Raw genomic sequence first — 16,775 nt, 5'->3', positions numbered from 1 at the left:
CCAGAAAGTGCTTTTAATACTTGATATTCCTCATAATTTTGCTACGGTGCGATGCGTGATTAGGTCTTTAGTATTGTTCCTCGAAAAGATGAAGCAAATGAGTGTCTTTTTTTTCGTAAAAAGACGGGGACTCATTTTAAGAGCCCTACTTTGTTGGGTGCTTGGCTTGGTGATTCTGCTAAATGATGAAACCTCAAACTACGATCAACGATTCAACCTCCGCGGCAACCAAAAACAATCCGAACAAATTGTGATCATCACGGTCAAGCAAAGCGAAGTCTCGTCGGCATACTTCAATCGCACACAATTTCGAGGCGACTTCGAACAACTGACTGACATGACCGATTCATTTTTTTGGAATCAAAAAATATGGTATCAACTGTTAAGCAAGATTCTTGCACAGCAGCCTGAAAAAATTGGAGTAACACTGTATTTCGGCGACAACATCGGCGATGTCCATTTAAGCCCCCAGGAAACTCAAGTTTTCACCAATTCAAAGATCATTTGGTCATCGACCTCAAACTATCTAGAGCAAGAATTAGCCCCTCTGTTCATGAACTCGGAAGCCAATAATGTGGCGACAAACTCAATTACCAAAGATGAAGATGGAATTGTCCGTCGCATCTTCCCGACCGATGAAAATCACATGTCGGAAGCATTAACTGGCAAAAAATGGCCAGATAGCCTTAGCGGTTTAGTCATCAATTATCGCGGCACCGGAGAGGCTTTTTCACATATTTCTGCAAGTGAAGTTCTATTCGATGAACTACCAGAAAATTTCCTAAAAAATAAAATCGTACTTATCGGATCTGAGCCTAGCGATAGCCAAAAATTTATGACACCACTGGGCCCTCAGACTCGAGCCGAGGTTCTAGCTCAAGTCACCGATAATCTGGCCAATGCCCGCCCCATAAAGCGTCTTCATTTTGGTTGGTACGCATTACTCATGGCTCTGTTTACAGCATTAGCAGTTTACCTAATATCAAATCACCCGCAAAAAGTTGCGATCATGTTCTTCACTTGGATCATGACTTTAGCTTTGGCTCTTTCAGTTTGGACCTTTGATACGTTTTACATATGGACTCCGGCGCTTTCTCCAGCCGCAGTGATGATCATTACCTGGATTGTATTTGTCGGCTACCAAGCAAACAAAATCGAACAAATGCACTTCCAACTGCAACAAGAGCAGCGTGCACTCCAGGAACTAGAGCAACTCAAAAACAATTTCGTAAGCCTTATCTCGCATGACTTAAAAACTCCCATCGCTAAGATTCAAGCAATCGTCGATCGCATGATCCTAGAGAACGGTGAAAACGAGAAAATAAATTCAGACCTTAAGAATCTTCGCGGCTGCTCTGACGAGCTTAATCGCTATATTCAATCTGTCTTAAAACTACTACGCCTTGAATCCAGAGACTTTCATTTAAATAAAGAAGTCGGCGACATCAATGAGGTCATCGATGATGTCATAATTCAGCTGCGTCCATTGGCCGCAGCCAAGGGTATTCATCTACAGACTCAGCTAGAACCCATGTTTTCAGTCGAGTTCGACTTAACTCTGGTGCGTGAGGTCGTCTTGAACCTTATTGAAAACGCTATTAAATACACAGGTCCTGGTGGCCTGGTCGAAGTTCGCTCTGAAGAAATTGACAATGTCATTCGAGTCTCTGTTAAAGACAGCGGCGAAGGAATCAAAGCAACAGACCTTGATAAAGTCTGGGGTAAGTTCACCCGAGGCTCGGATCAAGATATGAAGTCTAAAGGCACCGGACTGGGACTTTACTTAGTTAAATATTTTATTGAGCTTCATCGTGGAACAGTTCACCTAGAAAGCGAGTATGGTGTTGGAACCTTAGTCACCTTCACCCTACCTATCGACGAGGAAGAATCCGAACTAAATCCATCTGAAGCAGCATCAACAACGGAGAAATTAACATGAAAGACAAATTAACTACCTTGATCGTTGATGACGAAGCCGAACTGCGAAAATCAGTTATTTCGATTTTGCATTCAAATATGCCCGAGATTGAATTCGACATCACCGAAGCTGCTAATGGACGCGAAGCCTTGAATCAAGTTATGGCTCGACAATACGACCTCGTATTAATGGACGTTAAGATGCCTGAAATGAACGGCTTAGAAGCTTTAACTGCGATAAAAGAACACGATCCTCGTACTTTTGTCGTCTTGATGACGGCGCACTCAAATCTTCAGGATGCTGTCGCTGCAATCAAGGAAGGCGCCTACGATTACACGGAAAAACCCGTGCAACCAGAAAAATTAGCCAGCGTTGTCCGTAAGAGCTTAGAAGCTCGCGATCTGGTTAGCTCGTTAGCCATTTCCAATCCTATCTTCGATGATGATGTCGAGTCAGAGTTTGTCGGTAATTCAAGCAAAATGCGCGAAGTTTTCAACCTGGTTTATAAATTATCAAAAGTTGACACCACAGTCCTTGTACGTGGCGAAAATGGAACTGGAAAAGAACTGGTCGCCCGAGCCATTCACTTCAATTCACCACGAAAAACAGGAAGCTTCGTCGCCATCAACTGTGGAGCCATTCCCGAAAACCTGATGGAATCAGAGCTTTTTGGCCATGAAAAAGGCGCGTTTACTGGTGCTATTGAGCGTAAGATTGGGAAGTTTCAATTAGCCAATAACGGTACACTTTTTCTTGATGAAATCGGAGAACTTAAGCCCGACATGCAAGTTAAGCTGCTACGTGTACTACAAGAAAAGAAATTCACACCCGTGGGCTCGAATCGCGAAGTTAAAACAACGGCAAGAATCATCGCGGCGACTAACCGAAATTTAGAAAAAATGATGGAAGATCTTAGCTTCCGCGAGGACCTTTTCTATCGTTTAAATGTTATGCCTATCTTTATGCCCCCGCTCCGTGAACGCATTGACGACATGGAGGCTTTGATCATGCACTTTGTGAAGAAATTCAGTCGCAGCCATGGCCGACAGATCAATGGTATCGATCCCCTAGCTTTAGAAATTCTTAAGACTTATCGATGGCCGGGAAACATTCGAGAGCTTGAGAACGTCGTTGAACGTGCTTTTATTGTGGAAGGTTCAGATAGAATTACTGTCAGCTCGATCCCCGAACATGTTCGGGAGCAAGCGCAGAAGCAGTCCAAGGACAACAAAGAAGAAACGCACACTCAACTTGGAGCAATGGATTTTGACTCCTTCAAAGAAGAGATGGAAAAGGAATTTATCATTAGTGCTTTAAAAGCCAATAAAGGAAAGATCAATCAAACCGTAGCCCAGGCCAATATTCCTAAGAATACTCTTTTAAGAAAGATTCGAAAATACGGAATCAATGTCCGTAACTACTCTGAAGAATAAAAAAGGGGCTAAGGCCCCTTTTTTATTTTCCCAGCTGCTGCAATAAACTCCGATACTGCTTATAATGAAACAGTTGAACTGGATTTTTAAGTTCGGTCGCATTGTCATCGAAAACAAGGTTACTAACAATATTCTGAATCGTAGGATCCCATTTAATAGCCTGACCAATCTGATTTAACAAAGCCAAGGTACTTTTAGAGGCCTCAAGTCTTTTTAGAATCTCTTTCTTGGTGGACATGTTAGATTTTTCAAACAAAGAATGCAGTTTTACTTTTCCAAACTTACCATTACTTAGCTTTGCCAAAAGAGCCGAGCCTTTTTCAGACAGGCTTGCTTGATCGATCTCGCGTAAATCTATCATATAACTCACTGCCAAGGCCAATAACATGTTACTGCGAGCCTTAAGCAGTTGGATCGAAATTTCTTTATTTGTTCCTGTTACAAATATGGCCTCTGATTCCGTTAGCTCTTGGCCTAACTTGTCCTTTATAAGCGCTGACTTCATCAAGTCATAGAAGCTTTTTATTTCAAAGGTCTGCTTGGTGTCTTTATGAATCTGTTCTTGGTGATGATTCACCATATGCATCGCTACAGAAAGAGCCAAAAAGGCCATTTCATTTGACCGTCCTTCTGGATCATCCAAAGTCGGACTCAGTTTTTCAACATCAATACGATTGTAGATATCTGTTGCCCGTCTAAAGAATTCGTTAGCAGCATCCACAAAAAGACGTTCTCGCACTTCAGGAGTGTCATAGGTTTTATTATTATTCCAAAACTGAAATTCAAAAGATTGAAAGTAGATGGCCGAGGCTGCGATGCGCGCACCCATACCAGATTGTTTATCCAGTATCAATTGCATCTTTTTGTTGCGAGTATCTTCCGTTTCTTTGGTACGAATTTGCGGATACATATGAGACGTGACATCGTTCATCTCATCAGTGGTCTCGGCCATTTTCTTGGTGGTATCTGACATTTCTGTCGTGGTGTCAGCCATGGTCTTCGTCCGTTTATCCAACTCCTCGACCTTCGAGCAGGCACTAAGGCACAACAGCCCTGATATAGCTAAAAGCCATTTTACTTTAGACATAGGTTCTCCTGATCAAGCCGGTGAAACATTATTGTTTCCATTAGACACAAGCAGGATAAATGCCAAAAAAATCGAGCTAAAATTCTAGATTTTGCAGCTCATTCTAATTATAGGCTATTTAGAACACCTAAATTTAAAAGCGTCCAAAAGTTCGACAGTTTAACATGACAAAAAACAAAAAGCGCCCCCAACATGGGAGCGCTCACAGCAATTAACAACAGGAAAAGAGCTTAACTAACGGACGAAGGACTACTTTGTTTCAGTTTCTTTTTTTGTATCTTTCTTATGAGCTTTCGCCATTTTTTTGTCAACTTTTACAACTTCAGCTTTTTGAGAAGCTGCTGTCGCTGGCGCTGCAGGAGCCGCGGGAGCTGCAGGTTGATTGGCATGAGCTACGAAAGAAGCCATTACGATTGACGCTGCGATTGTTGCGATTTTTTTCATTTATAATCTCCTTGTTTTATCCATAACTGGACAAGAAACAATATACCGCAGGGAGCCCTAAATAAGATGATCTGAAGATGAAAACATTTTTATTTTCATTCGCTCTTACGTTCATCTAGGTAGGTCTCATTTATAAACAAATTTGAAACTTTATACTCCAATATATCTCAGGTTTTGTTTACTTTTTGGCTTACTCTTTTATGGCCAATTTCCGATAAGTTAGAAGATTTAGAGGGCAGTTCATGAAGCTTTACGTTATTACCGGTGGATCAAAAGGTTTAGGACTTGAAGTGTGTCAGCAAGCGCTGATCGCTGGTCACATGGTTATCAATCTTTCTCGCTCTAAAGGCCCCCTTAAGTCAGGTTCACTAGAACAATACACACTGGATCTAAGCAAACCTATAGCAACGGAAAAAAGAATAAAATCGATCTTACTTAAAATAGATAAATCTGCACGCTATTCTAAAATTCAAGAGATCGTATTAATTAATAATGCCGGTATTTTAGACCCATTAGGTCCCGTCGACAGAGTCGATCCTAAAGAGAGTACTCAGCATCTCAATGTAAATCTAATTGGACCTATTTTAACGACGAAATACTTCACTCAACTAGCGCTTTTAAAAAAAATGAAACTTGCAGTGATTAATATTGGGTCGGGGGCTGGGAAACACCCCATTGCCGGCTGGGCCCACTACTGTGCTTCTAAGGCCGCGCTACAGCTATTTACCGAAACTTGTGCTTTAGACTATGCCAAAAACAAATATCTTCGTTTCATTCACTTAAGCCCTGGTATTATTGACACTGGAATGCAAAAGCAAATACGCTCTACTTCTGAATCGCTCTTCCCAGATGTTAAAAAATTCAAGCAGTACAAGAAAAATAACAGTCTTCAAAAACCAGAAAAAGTTGCCAAAACTTTGCTAACCTTTATAGAGCAATCATCCAAAACAGCACAGACCTCTTGGACCATATCCGAAATGGAAGCTAGACATGAAAAAAAATAATCATCTTAAAAAATATTTCCAATATCTTCTAGGAACTACTGCATTTATCTTTTTCTTTATTCAAGGGTTCTGCCTTTCACACCCAACAACGACCACACCTTTTGCAATCGTTAATAACTTAAATTTAAGCTCCGAGTCCGCCTACTTTGAAGACGACACTCCGAGCTCTGGAATCGAAATAGGATACAGTCCAACGGTTGTATTTGGTGACTACGATAATGACGGATGGACCGATGTCATTGTAGGTTGGAAACTGTTTAAAAACATTAGCTCGACACAGCAGATCCGCTTTACTGAAGTAACTTCCAAAGTTGGCATCGACAAAATTCATGGCAATCCCCTGTTTGCTGACTTCAACAATGACGGACTGCTAGATATTGTCACCTCTGGAGGGCACCTATGGATTCAGAAAAATAGTGGCCAATTTGTTGAAAGCTCTAAGGACTACAATTTACAGTTTCCAAAAGAGGTACAAACCATTGCTGTCGTAGATGTTAATAAAGATGGGTTCTTAGATATTTTAGTCGGAAGACATGAAATTAAAGAGGCACCACTTTATCTAGAACCTCAACTTTTTATAAATGTAAGGGGAAAGCTTTTCATCAATAACAACCCTCTCGTTTTTAAAAGCATCCCCAACTATCTCCGCTCAATTGCTGTTGCTGATTACAATAACGACGGTAGCGTGGAAGCTTATTTTTCGAACTACCGCATCAGACCTAACAACTTCTTCAATCTAAATTCGATTTGGATGCGCGATCTTGCACCTCAATTTAAAATTGAAGGCCTCTATAATCCAAAAAAATATTTAGATCCAACAACTAAGCAATGGTACGGGCCTCGATACGGACACACTATCGCGTCGACCTGGGGGGACCTTAATAATGACGGAAATTTCGATCTTTGGGTTTCAAACTTAGTACACAAATTCGTTGGAATGAATAAAGGTGCCTTTGATCAACGAGGATACCTTTGCGATGATTCAAAAATTTACAGAAATACCGGAGCCCCGCTTTATCAATTTGTTGATATGCGTGCTAGTTCAAATATTCCCTACCGCCCAATCGGTGACTTTACAAAGTACAACGGAGATGAGCTTTGGGCCCACACCACCATGGGTGATTTCGACAACGATGGATGGTTAGACGTCTACGTGTCCCAGGTCTATGACCTTCCTTACTCTTATTCTTTGCTTTATAAAAACAATGGAAACTTTAAATTCACAGACGTTGGAGCCCAACATGGAATTCGCGTTTTTGACTCCTATGCCGCGGCCTGGGCAGACATTAATAACGATGGAAAGCTCGATCTGATACAAGCTGGCCGAATTAAAAATGGTGCTGACCGCAGGGTTCGGGTTTTAAAAAACGTTATGCCCGATGGAAACAACTACCTTAAAATTCGCCTTACAGGCAAAAAATCTGGCAGCTATCCCGTTACTGCCCAAGTTCGAGTTTTCCATCCCAATGGAGTCTTTTTAAGACAGGTTGATGGCGCTGTCGGAACCATGAATCAACAAAATGATCCGACCCTTCATTTTGGTCTAGGAAAAGTCACGCAGCTTACCAAAATTGAAATCACTTGGCCCTCAGGAAAAAAGCAGGTACTTAAAAATATAAAACCTAATCAGCTACTCAAGGTTGTTGAGCCTCTATAAGGTCTTAGCTTCCTGATAAATTCTAAAAGCCTAAGGTAAAGTATGAATGAATCTAAAAAAATAGAATTAGTTCAGGGCCAACTAGATGCCTATAACTCGTTAGATATCGAAAAATTTTGCAGTTATTACCATCCAGAAGTTCGTGCTTATCGAATCGGAGAATCTAAACCATTTATTCAAGGTATCGACCAATTCCAAGCAAGCTACGCTGAAAAATTTAAAAAAACTCCAGATCTGCACTGCAAATTAAAAAGCAGAATTATCCTAAAAGGACGAGTGCTAGATGAAGAATCCGTGACACCTTCAGGTTCCCATGTGGTCGCCATCTATGATTTTAAAGACGATCTTATTCACGAAATATATTTTGTGTATTAACTAACAAAGTTGCCTGCAAAACTTGCTCAGCTTCAATTGACTTCATACACTCATGGGTTCCTAGTGGACACTCCTTGTGCCCATGTTTGCCACAGGGACGACAGCTTAAAGCTTTGTTTTCAACAATAGCCACTTTTTGCCCCCACGGACGATATCCAAAGTCTAGTACCGTGGGACCAAAAATACCAACGACTGGTGTCTCGGTCACCGCAGCAAGATGGGCACTTGCAGAGTCATTTGCAACGACTAACTGAGCTTTAAGCATAATCGCAGCTGACTCGATCACTTTAGTTTTACCTGTTAAGTCATACGCTCCAGACAACTTCTGAGCCACAAGTTGTGACAGCCCTTCTTCTCCTGGCCCGCCCATCAAAAGAATCTGAAATCCTTGTTGCTGTAAACCTTGAGCTAACTTAATAAAGCCTTCTGTTGTCCAACGTTTAGTTGCCCACACACTGCCAGGAAAAATCAGTACAAATGGCTGACGTTCCATTTGCGCAAGAAAATCAAAACGATCTTTTAATGCAGGCCACATCACTTCGGCAATCTGCTGAACTGAAAGCCGACAATTCATACTAGCCCACTCTGGAGCTGCCGGTAATAGACCTTGAGAGCTGACTTTTAGTGGCTGGCTCTGTGTACAGTACTCAGTAGATAGGTTGTGAAGATCTGGGTCTACGATCTCCATTAAACTCAACTGCCTTAAAGCATCCGGCCAAGACAAATTTTTAGATATACATTGGTCATAAAACAGAAAACTCCACCAATTCTTGAAGCCCCATTTATGACGAGCTTTGAGTCCACGAACAAAAAAAGCTGTTCGTAAAGACTCGTGCGGAGAAATAAGATGATCGATTTGATATTTGCCCAATTCCGCAGAAATCGTTGAATAAGACTTCGAGTCCCCTTTTTTAATCTCGAAGCATTGATCAACAAGTTGAAGTCTTAAAAAAAAGTCGCCAAAGCCCTGACGACATACCAAAAACAATTTTTGATTGGGCCACGTCTTCTTTATTTTTTTAAGGAGAGGAATCGTTAGTAACAGATCGCCCAGAAAAGCTGTTTGAATTACTACGTTCACTTGCACTGGTTATTCCTTGTTGAAATCTGTCCTGAGTTTCCCGTTCGTCAATAATTTTAACTTGGCGGCGAACCGCATCGATCATCTCTGAAAAGGAAACCTGATCGTAACACATGATCTCTTTTTGGCAAGATCTCTTCCAACAAGGAGCACAGGTAGCCTTGGTCAAGACAACCTCACCCCGCTCGTAAAAATCAATTTCGTGGGCACAAGTTGGACCAAACCAAGCTACTATTCTTTTTTGGGCCGCGATCGCCATATGCATTCCCAAACTATCACCTGTGACAACAACATCAACGGCGCTCACACTAAGATAGCCATCGCGCAAACCGCTACTTTCGGAACTTCGAATCACCGGAAGCTGGTAGGCAATTTCATCATTTCGCAAGATATCCTCAGGTCCCCCCAGAAGAACCACTTGAACACCGGGCCACTTTGAGATTTCCTCGATCAACTTTCGCTGAAACTGAACACTTAACTTTTTATGAGCAATCACATTGCTACAGCCAGTATTAAAACCGACTAGCATTTTTTTAGAAGGACCGCCCCACTCTATCCGACGTCGCTGAACTTCGTGACGCTCTTCAAGCGATAACGGCATATCATACTCATCTCGTCTATAAGAAAGCTCTAAGGCCTCGGCCATTAATTGGGTTTCAGGCTTTTTATTCACAAAAAACTTACGGTAATCGTCCAAGCCAATCTGCCACAATTCTTGTGCAGCTGGCGTCGCCGGTATAATCGCCCCCGTACGGCCTTCCACTGAAAAACCGTAAATCTTATCGATCTGCGTTCTTTTAATTATCCCAGCCGCCTTTAAACTTTTATCAATAACAAAAGCAATATCAAACTCTAGCGCCGACAAACTTAACAAATCAGTTTCAATGGTGGTTAATACTCTATCAATTCTTGGATGCTGTCGTAAAAGTTGATCCGCTGGTTTATCTGTAATCCAAGTAATATGCGAACCGGGAAATTTTCGCTTGATGCCAGCTAAAATTGAAGTAGCCCGTACTACGGCCCCCAACGCACCCAAATGAACAACCAATATTGATGATTTAACCGCATCGTAAAAAAGACAGTCCTCGCTACAAAGAGTACTTTTACCACAAGGCTTATAACCGTTAAAATGGCGACAATCGGTTTTTGGCATACTCTAAGAATAACAAAAGCCCTGTATCTTATTAAAGACCAGGGCTTTGTATTTACTCATTCAAGATCTGAATCTAGTCTATCGACCGGGCTCTATCTTTGTTACTTCCGAGATAAGAGTCCCAATTTTAATTTTAGATTCGATACGTAGAACATATTTTCGATCATCGTCAGAAAGCCAGATATAAATATCACCAACGGGCTTAAAAATGCCCTTTACAGTAAACTCTGGCTTTACGACAATGGCCTTAAATGTGCCAGCATCCGTTTCTAAAGTCTCGCGTCGCACAACTTTGCCTCGAAAAACTAGATTCTCGTTATCATGCGCCACTCTAAACTGATATTCCTTACCATCTTCCCATTTGAACACACGCATATAATAGATGGCACTAAAGACGTTTTGAGAATACTGCTGTATCTCCCAATCTATCTTTTTTATCTCCTCACCTTTTTTTTCAGTAATTTTCTTTTCCCAAAAAAAGGCTCTGTTTTTCTGCCAATCAAAAAAAGACCGAGATTCGCGCAGCTGACCCGATTCCTTTACATGAAGCTGAAAAGCACTTGGAACTAAGTCATCAAAACCAACTTGGGTAACCGCCCGATCATCCACCTTATAAAAAGTTTCAAACAAGGGTGACGTTTTCAACTCGGTGGCAAATGTATAGGAATTCTTGCCATTAACATTTGCAAAGTTTTCGACTTTGAATTTGATTTCGCCGGCTGAAACTTTGAAGTAGTGCACATTATGAGTCACAACCTCTCCGACTTTAAAGGGATCCTTCAAGGGCCGACGCCCCTCAAAGCCCACGGCATCTTCAATGTTGGGTTCTCGAGCCGTCAAGACTGAGGGGACAGCTTTAGACTCCGACATGCTTGCACTGCTTTTCGGAGCTCCCTTTTTTACAGGACTTTTCTTGCCATTTTTTTCTGTTAAAGGACTCAGGGACTTTTTAGGTTCTTGCGATGTTTTTAACGCGGCTCCTGGTGACTTCAATTCCAGAGGTGACTGAGGACTGTCTTGGGAAGGAGATTTGATTTCTTCGCCGACATTTTCAATACGCACGGCCTTTTCAAACTCGTCATTCTTCTGCAAATCGTCGGATTTTTCAAAATGAAGAACAGATGAAGCGCATCCCGCTATCCCTAACGATAAAACAAAGATTGCAAGTTTGTTCTTAATCACTCGATATCCTTCCAACGACGATGCACCCACATCCATTGATCGGGATGCTGACGAACACAATCCTCGATAATATCAGTAAAGTGTTGAGTCATTTTTTGCACGGTTTCATCCTTATTGTCTGTGATGAATCCCTGCATGTCTAGAGCCGGCCTGAAGACAATGTGAATTTTCCCGTCGTCTCCCTCGTATGGGTACACCGGCACTACGGGCGCCCCCGTCTTAAGGACAAATAAAGCTAGACCATAGGCTGTTCCAGTTCGCTTACCAAAAAACTTAGTAGGAATACCATAAGGTCGCCCCATGAATTGATCGAGAACAAAGGTCACAGCCACCTTCTTCTTCAAAGCTTTTAAAATCTCGAACGCATTATTCGGCCCATGAGCATCGATATACTGAACACCTTTGGCCCCACGAATCGCGAACCAAAAATCATTTAAAAGTTTATTTTTAAAAACTTTTGTAATTATCGAAATAGGCATAACCTTCATTGCAATTGCGTTTGCCGCCATATCACTATGACCGATATGCATCGACAAAAAGAATACACCTTTATTTAAATCCTGAGCCTGACGACAGTACTCAACTCCCTCAAACACAACATGCTTGTCAATCCACTTATCAGTGAGGGCTGGCAAAATAAAAAATTCCGCAAAATTGTAGCCAAGGTTATAGACGGACTCCCGTCCCACTTGCTTTTTCTTCTGTTCGTCCCAGTCTGGAAAAGCGATTTCCAAATTGGAGTCTATAATTTTTTTTCGAAACCGAAATAAATCAATCCATATAAAACCTAAGATGCCTCCTAGCCCCCTTAATAAAGGACGTGGAAGTAAAATAAGAAATTGAGAAATTTTAACCAGGAAGAATTTTAGAAAGGATCTCATACACCTTTTCCTCGGATTGAGAGGGCTCCATAGCCAATGAAGCAAAGTAGACATTATTCTTTATTGCTTCGGGAAAATCTTTAAACTTAATGGCGTCTTTCGCTGTTACTACTAAAATAGCTTCATGGAGCTTTGCATTTTGTTTTAAATTTTCTAAAGCTTCTAGATCGATCGCTTCATGATCACCAAACCACTGAGTCCCCACGATCTCAAACCTTAAGTCAGACATCATTTTTTCGAAAACCTCGGGTCTAGCTATACCGGCGGCCAGATAAACTTTTCTACTAGGAAAATTTACCAAAGAGACAAAATTTCCACTTAAATTCATAAAACCATTTATCGATGACTTAAACTCGACGACAGGAATATCTGAAGGAATCAACTTTCTCAGCGTATGAATGTCTCCATCTCCAATTTGGTTGACCTTGGTAATAAAAACAAGTTGAGCTCGTCGTAAAGAGCTGAAATCTTCCCGAGCCCGGCCCGCGGGGACAACTTGGTAGTTTTCAATTTTCTCTGTAGCATCCAATAACACAATATCGATATCTCTAGAAAGTCGTCGATGCTGAAATCCATCATCGACAATCATCATATCATACTTTTTTTGTGAGGTCGCAAAAGCTGCAATATCACTTTTAACTTGGCCGGAATAAAAATCCACCTCGGGATGAAAGGATGCTAACATAACAACTTCATCTCCATAAATCGCTGCAGGATTCTTCGCACTAAGATCCACCAAACAAGGCTCTGAGGCCTGCGCCTTGTAGGCTCTACTTACAACAGCAATTTTTAATTTTCGGTCTTTCAAAGAATTTAAAAGCCAATCCACAATGGGGGTTTTACCTGTTCCACCCATCGTTATATTCCCCACGCTGACGACAGGAATATCCAAGCTCACCGATTTAAGTCGCCCCTTATCGTAAAGCTTGTTACGCAAATCCATTGCAGATGAGTAAATGGCTCCTAGGCCTTTAAACACTTGATTCATAAATACTTATCAATCGCCTTAACAACACGTTCAGTCGCACCTTTGTCACCGAGATGCTGCCGAACGGACTTCAGATCCATGATCACTTTATGTCGATAGGCAGAATCACTGATCATTGGCTCTAATAAAGCACTTAAATGCTCTGGATTAACATCACCCTTCCATCTTTCAGGAACAGCTTCTTTATCTAAGATCAAATTGACGATTCCAAAAAATTTCGTACCCCTTACGAATAAGGTGGCAAACAACTCGGTCAACCACTTTAACTTATACATGATGACCATCGGCACTTCCATCAGCGCCACCTGCAATGTCGCAGTCCCTGAGGCTGCCAACATCACATCAACCATATGAATCATACGGAAAGGCTCATCTTGAAGAAGGATGTAAGGAAGCCTGAAGTCTTCTAGATACTCGCGGACCTGATCTTTTGTGAAAGTCGGAGCCACCAAAATCAAAACTTTTAAATTTGGATGTTTTTGAGCTAACAAACGAGCTGTGTCCAACTGTATTTGCATGTGCTGCTTAAGTTCCAGCCGACGACTACCCGGCATCAGACCAAGCACAATTTCGTCATCTTTGATTCCACACTGTTGACGATGAATCTTTCTGAATTCAGGATCATACAACTTTGGATCGATTTCATCCAAAAGTGGATGACCCACAAATTCATGAGGCACATTGTGCTCTTGATAAAATTTTTCTTCGAAGGGAAAAAGTAAAAATACTTCTTTACAGTATTTTTTAATTTTCTTTACGCGGCCTTTACGCCAAGCCCAAACCTGTGGGGAGATATAATAAACAACTGGTATCCCAAGAGCATGTAACTTCTTGGCGAGCATTAAATTAAATTCGGGATAGTCCATGACAATAGCAACTTTGGGCTTTCTGATTGTCGCCTCGTCCACCAAGCGATTAAAAACCGACTTCAAGTGAGAATACGCATGAACAACTTCCGCGACTCCAACGACAGCCATTTCCTCTGCTTTTCCAAAGCGGATGAAACCGATATCTTCCATGCTTTGAGAGCCCACGCCAAAGGCCTGAATCTTTCGACCTTGTTTCTTCCACGTCTCTAAGATTCGCTGAGCGTAGGTAACACTTGAAGCTTCGGCTGCCACTATCAACACTTGATCCATTTAGATACCTAGCCCTTTAAAATCTTGTTCTCGATCTGCGCAATTCCTTCAAGTGCTTTCAACCCATCTTGTCCGGTAACCACAGGTGCCGTCTTATTTTTTACCGCGAAAATAAAAGCATCTTCTTCTTTTTGAAGCGCATCTTCTTTAGTGACAGCCCACTTGGTCACTTTTAAAGGTTCGGTATTTAAATCACCACCTTTTTCAATCTTTTCGATCTCGAGTGAGCCAGTGTTTGCCACGATAATTGCATCATCTTGAATAATACGAATACTACGTTCTGCCGTTGGACTGACTCGGCTAACTTTGATGGTTGCGTGAATGCCGTTCTTCATTTTGAAAGTTGCCGAGGCGATGTCGAGCTCTTGAGTGATCAACTTAACTCCAGACGCTTCAAAACTAGCTACTTCGCTACCAGAAAGCCAATAGAGTAAATCAAGATCATGAATCATCAAATCATGCAATACACTGACATCAGCGCCTCGCGCCTTAAAAGGTGCATAGCGAATGAGTTCAATCGAGCGCACATTCTTTAAATGCTTTCTCATCTCTTGAATACAAGGATTAAATCTTTCAATATGTCCAACTGCCACTAAAACATCTTTCTTAGCAGCCAGCTGTAGCAACTCTTGCGCTTGTTCGACCGTTGCCGTGATTGGCTTTTCAATATTGACATGGATGCCAGCAGAGATGAATAACTTCGCCAGCTCGTAATGGCTTTGCGTACTTGCAGAAATAGTCACCAAATCAACCTGACCAACAAGATCCTCTGCCCGGTGAAAACTAGAGACGCCGAGCTCTGCCGCCACTTTGTCGGCCTGAGCGGGACTGAAATCACAAACACCAACAAGCTCAACATCGGAGTTGTTTTTATGTTTCTGAGCATGAAAGGTACCAAGGTATCCTACGCCAACAACGGCGCTTCTTAATTTATTCATCTTCAGGCACTCCTTTTAACGAACGATCGACAGCAATACCTCGCTTCGAGGAGCGAATAAAGTTAATAAAGTATTCGATTAAGGGACTCGCAAAACACTCGTGCTGAATACGGGCAATACCTTCTTCGATGGTATCAGATCCCATTGTCATAATTCGAATAGCCTTATGAACATTTAGGACTTCTTCTCGGGAGTATCCCTTTCGAGCCAAACCAATCTTATTGGTCGCCCGGATCACAGCGTAGTTACCTTGTGCACGTGAAAACGGTAATATGTCTTTATTCACAACAGAAGAACCAGCAATAAAGGCCATTTTTCCGACTTTGGTGAATTGATTGAATGCACACACTCCACCTATAGTGACTCCGTCTTCAATCTCACAGTGGCCACCCAAATGCGAATCGTTGGCCATGATAACATTGTTACCGACCTTGCAATCGTGTCCGACGTGAGTGTAGGCCATGAAATAGCAGTTGTTACCAATTTCGGTTTTACCATCACCTTTTGATGTCGCAAGGTTCACAGTACAGAACTCGCGAAAGACATTGTTATTTCCTATAATCAATTTCGTCGCTTCACCCTTGTAAGAGACATCCTGAGGTGCTCCTCCAAGAACAGCTCCCGGACAGATATGGTTATTTTCACCAATCTCAACAATTCCGTGGCGCGATCCAATTGTACAATGACCCTCCACAAAAGTGCCTTTGCCAATTTTTACTTTTCCTTGAATTAAAACATAAGGCCCAATTTCAACATCGTCTCCCAATTCAACATCGTCTGGAAGAATACTGGTTGGATGAATTTTTACTGCCATGATTTACTCTCTTTTTGTCAGAATTTACTTAGTTTGAAGTATAGCAGAATCTAGGAAACTGTCATTAAATCCAACACCTAGACCAAAAATAAAAAAAAGGGACCCTCAGGTCCCTTCTTCAATTTGTAGTTTATTTACAACTACTTTTCTTTTTCGTAAGCAGAGATCACTTCTTGTGTTAAATCTGCATCAGCCGTCGCATAAAGAACCATTTGGTTGTTTTCAAGAACGATACCGAAACCTTTTTCCTTAGAAACTTTTTCGATAACTTTTCTCATTTTATCCAAGATCGGAGCTGTCAAATCACGCTCTTTCTTTTGAATTTCAATTTGGCTTTTTCCAACAACATCACGGTACTTAAGCATTTCTTCCTGGAACTCAACTTGTTTCTTTTGGAAAACTTCCTCTGAAAGAACTGCTTTTTTCTTCTCTAGATCATCGCCCATCTTTTTAAGATCAGCTTCTTTTTTCTCTAGCTCTTTTTTCTTTTTGTTAAACTCAGCTTCAAGCTCTGTCTTCGCTTTTTTACCAGCAGATGTAGACTGAATAGCCTTTTGCATATCTACGAATCCAACCTTAGTTTGAGCCGAAGCAGAAGCTGCAATCAACAAAGCACCGATAGTTGCTAATAATCCTTTATACATGATGAATCTCCTCGATTTTAATCCATTCCTCATTATT

At 41.5% G+C, this 16,775-nt stretch carries 16 protein-coding genes; 5 read left to right on the top strand and 11 right to left on the bottom strand.

Translation table 11 applies throughout. From position 1 onward, the window contains the following. Window positions 1–97 precede the first annotated feature (97 nt). Together AC04MN_RS11665 and AC04MN_RS11660 are read left to right on the top strand one after the other, a co-directional pair. Window positions 98–1,939, top strand: coding sequence for an ATP-binding protein (locus AC04MN_RS11665; protein ID WP_475383377.1), 1,842 nt, complete (start codon window positions 98–100; stop codon window positions 1,937–1,939). Then, window positions 1,936–3,351: a sigma-54-dependent transcriptional regulator gene (locus AC04MN_RS11660; protein WP_475383376.1), complete on the top strand. Its 1,416-nt coding sequence runs from the start codon at window positions 1,936–1,938 to the stop codon at window positions 3,349–3,351. Before AC04MN_RS11665 ends, AC04MN_RS11660 begins: the two co-directional genes overlap by 4 nt. Window positions 3,352–3,373: 22 nt before the next feature. On the opposite strand, the gene AC04MN_RS11655 is transcribed toward AC04MN_RS11660, so the two are convergent. Next, a complete protein-coding gene (locus AC04MN_RS11655; RefSeq protein WP_475383375.1) occupies window positions 3,374–4,438 on the bottom strand; it encodes a hypothetical protein in 1,065 nt (354 codons plus the stop codon). 249 nt (window positions 4,439–4,687) lie between these two features. Then, entirely contained in the window at window positions 4,688–4,882 is a 195-nt protein-coding gene (locus AC04MN_RS11650) for a hypothetical protein (RefSeq protein ID WP_475383374.1), read from the bottom strand. 242 nt (window positions 4,883–5,124) lie between these two features. On the opposite strand from AC04MN_RS11650, the gene AC04MN_RS11645 reads away from it, so the two are divergent. The 3 genes from AC04MN_RS11645 to AC04MN_RS11635 are packed head-to-tail and all read left to right on the top strand — an operon-like array spanning window position 5,125 to window position 7,918. Beyond that, a complete protein-coding gene (locus tag AC04MN_RS11645; RefSeq protein WP_475383373.1) occupies window positions 5,125–5,886 on the top strand; it encodes an SDR family NAD(P)-dependent oxidoreductase in 762 nt (253 codons plus the stop codon). After that, window positions 5,873–7,543 carry a CRTAC1 family protein gene (locus AC04MN_RS11640; RefSeq protein WP_475383372.1) on the top strand — a complete coding sequence of 557 codons (1,671 nt, stop codon included), beginning with the start codon at window positions 5,873–5,875 and terminating at the stop codon, window positions 7,541–7,543. The genes AC04MN_RS11645 and AC04MN_RS11640 overlap by 14 nt, the downstream gene beginning before the upstream one ends. Before the next feature lie 42 nt (window positions 7,544–7,585). Next, a complete protein-coding gene (locus AC04MN_RS11635; RefSeq protein WP_475383371.1) occupies window positions 7,586–7,918 on the top strand; it encodes a nuclear transport factor 2 family protein in 333 nt (110 codons plus the stop codon). Here AC04MN_RS11635 and AC04MN_RS11630 read toward each other — a convergent pair. From AC04MN_RS11630 to AC04MN_RS11590, 9 genes are all read right to left on the bottom strand, one after another. Beyond that, entirely contained in the window at window positions 7,890–8,900 is a 1,011-nt protein-coding gene (locus AC04MN_RS11630; protein ID WP_475383370.1) for a glycosyltransferase family 9 protein, read from the bottom strand. The two genes, AC04MN_RS11635 and AC04MN_RS11630, sit on opposite strands and share 29 nt — an antisense overlap. Window positions 8,901–8,937: 37 nt before the next feature. Continuing rightward, on the bottom strand, window positions 8,938–10,152 hold the full coding sequence (locus AC04MN_RS11625) for a glycosyltransferase family 9 protein (RefSeq protein WP_475383369.1): 1,215 nt from the start codon (window positions 10,150–10,152) through the stop codon (window positions 8,938–8,940). Between the two features lie 78 nt (window positions 10,153–10,230). Next, the gene (locus tag AC04MN_RS11620) at window positions 10,231–11,334 is read right to left on the bottom strand and encodes a DUF3108 domain-containing protein (RefSeq protein WP_475383368.1); all 1,104 of its coding nucleotides are present in this window, start codon (window positions 11,332–11,334) and stop codon (window positions 10,231–10,233) included. Next, the gene (locus AC04MN_RS11615; RefSeq protein ID WP_475383367.1) at window positions 11,331–12,215 is read right to left on the bottom strand and encodes a lysophospholipid acyltransferase family protein; all 885 of its coding nucleotides are present in this window, start codon (window positions 12,213–12,215) and stop codon (window positions 11,331–11,333) included. The genes AC04MN_RS11620 and AC04MN_RS11615 overlap by 4 nt, the downstream gene beginning before the upstream one ends. Next, window positions 12,184–13,203, bottom strand: a complete 1,020-nt coding sequence (gene lpxK / locus AC04MN_RS11610; protein WP_475383366.1) for a tetraacyldisaccharide 4'-kinase — start codon at window positions 13,201–13,203, stop codon at window positions 12,184–12,186. The genes AC04MN_RS11615 and lpxK overlap by 32 nt, the downstream gene beginning before the upstream one ends. Then, complete coding sequence (lpxB, locus tag AC04MN_RS11605; RefSeq protein ID WP_475383365.1) at window positions 13,200–14,342, bottom strand: lipid-A-disaccharide synthase; 1,143 nt, start codon at window positions 14,340–14,342, stop codon at window positions 13,200–13,202. Before lpxB ends, lpxK begins: the two co-directional genes overlap by 4 nt. Window positions 14,343–14,350: 8 nt before the next feature. Next, window positions 14,351–15,280, bottom strand: a complete 930-nt coding sequence (locus tag AC04MN_RS11600) for a Gfo/Idh/MocA family protein (RefSeq protein WP_475383364.1) — start codon at window positions 15,278–15,280, stop codon at window positions 14,351–14,353. Next, the gene (gene lpxA, locus AC04MN_RS11595) at window positions 15,273–16,094 is read right to left on the bottom strand and encodes an acyl-ACP--UDP-N-acetylglucosamine O-acyltransferase (RefSeq protein ID WP_475383363.1); all 822 of its coding nucleotides are present in this window, start codon (window positions 16,092–16,094) and stop codon (window positions 15,273–15,275) included. Before lpxA ends, AC04MN_RS11600 begins: the two co-directional genes overlap by 8 nt. A 140-nt stretch (window positions 16,095–16,234) precedes the next feature. Next, window positions 16,235–16,738 (bottom strand): OmpH/Skp family outer membrane protein, encoded by a 504-nt coding sequence (locus AC04MN_RS11590; protein WP_475383362.1) that lies wholly within the window; start codon window positions 16,736–16,738, stop codon window positions 16,235–16,237. Between the last annotated feature and the right edge of the window lie 37 nt (window positions 16,739–16,775).

Source organism: Bdellovibrio sp. ZFWA1 (genome assembly GCF_056175665.1).
Note: the sequence above shows the minus strand (reverse complement) of the source record. Positions and strands in the feature narration are given on the sequence as shown.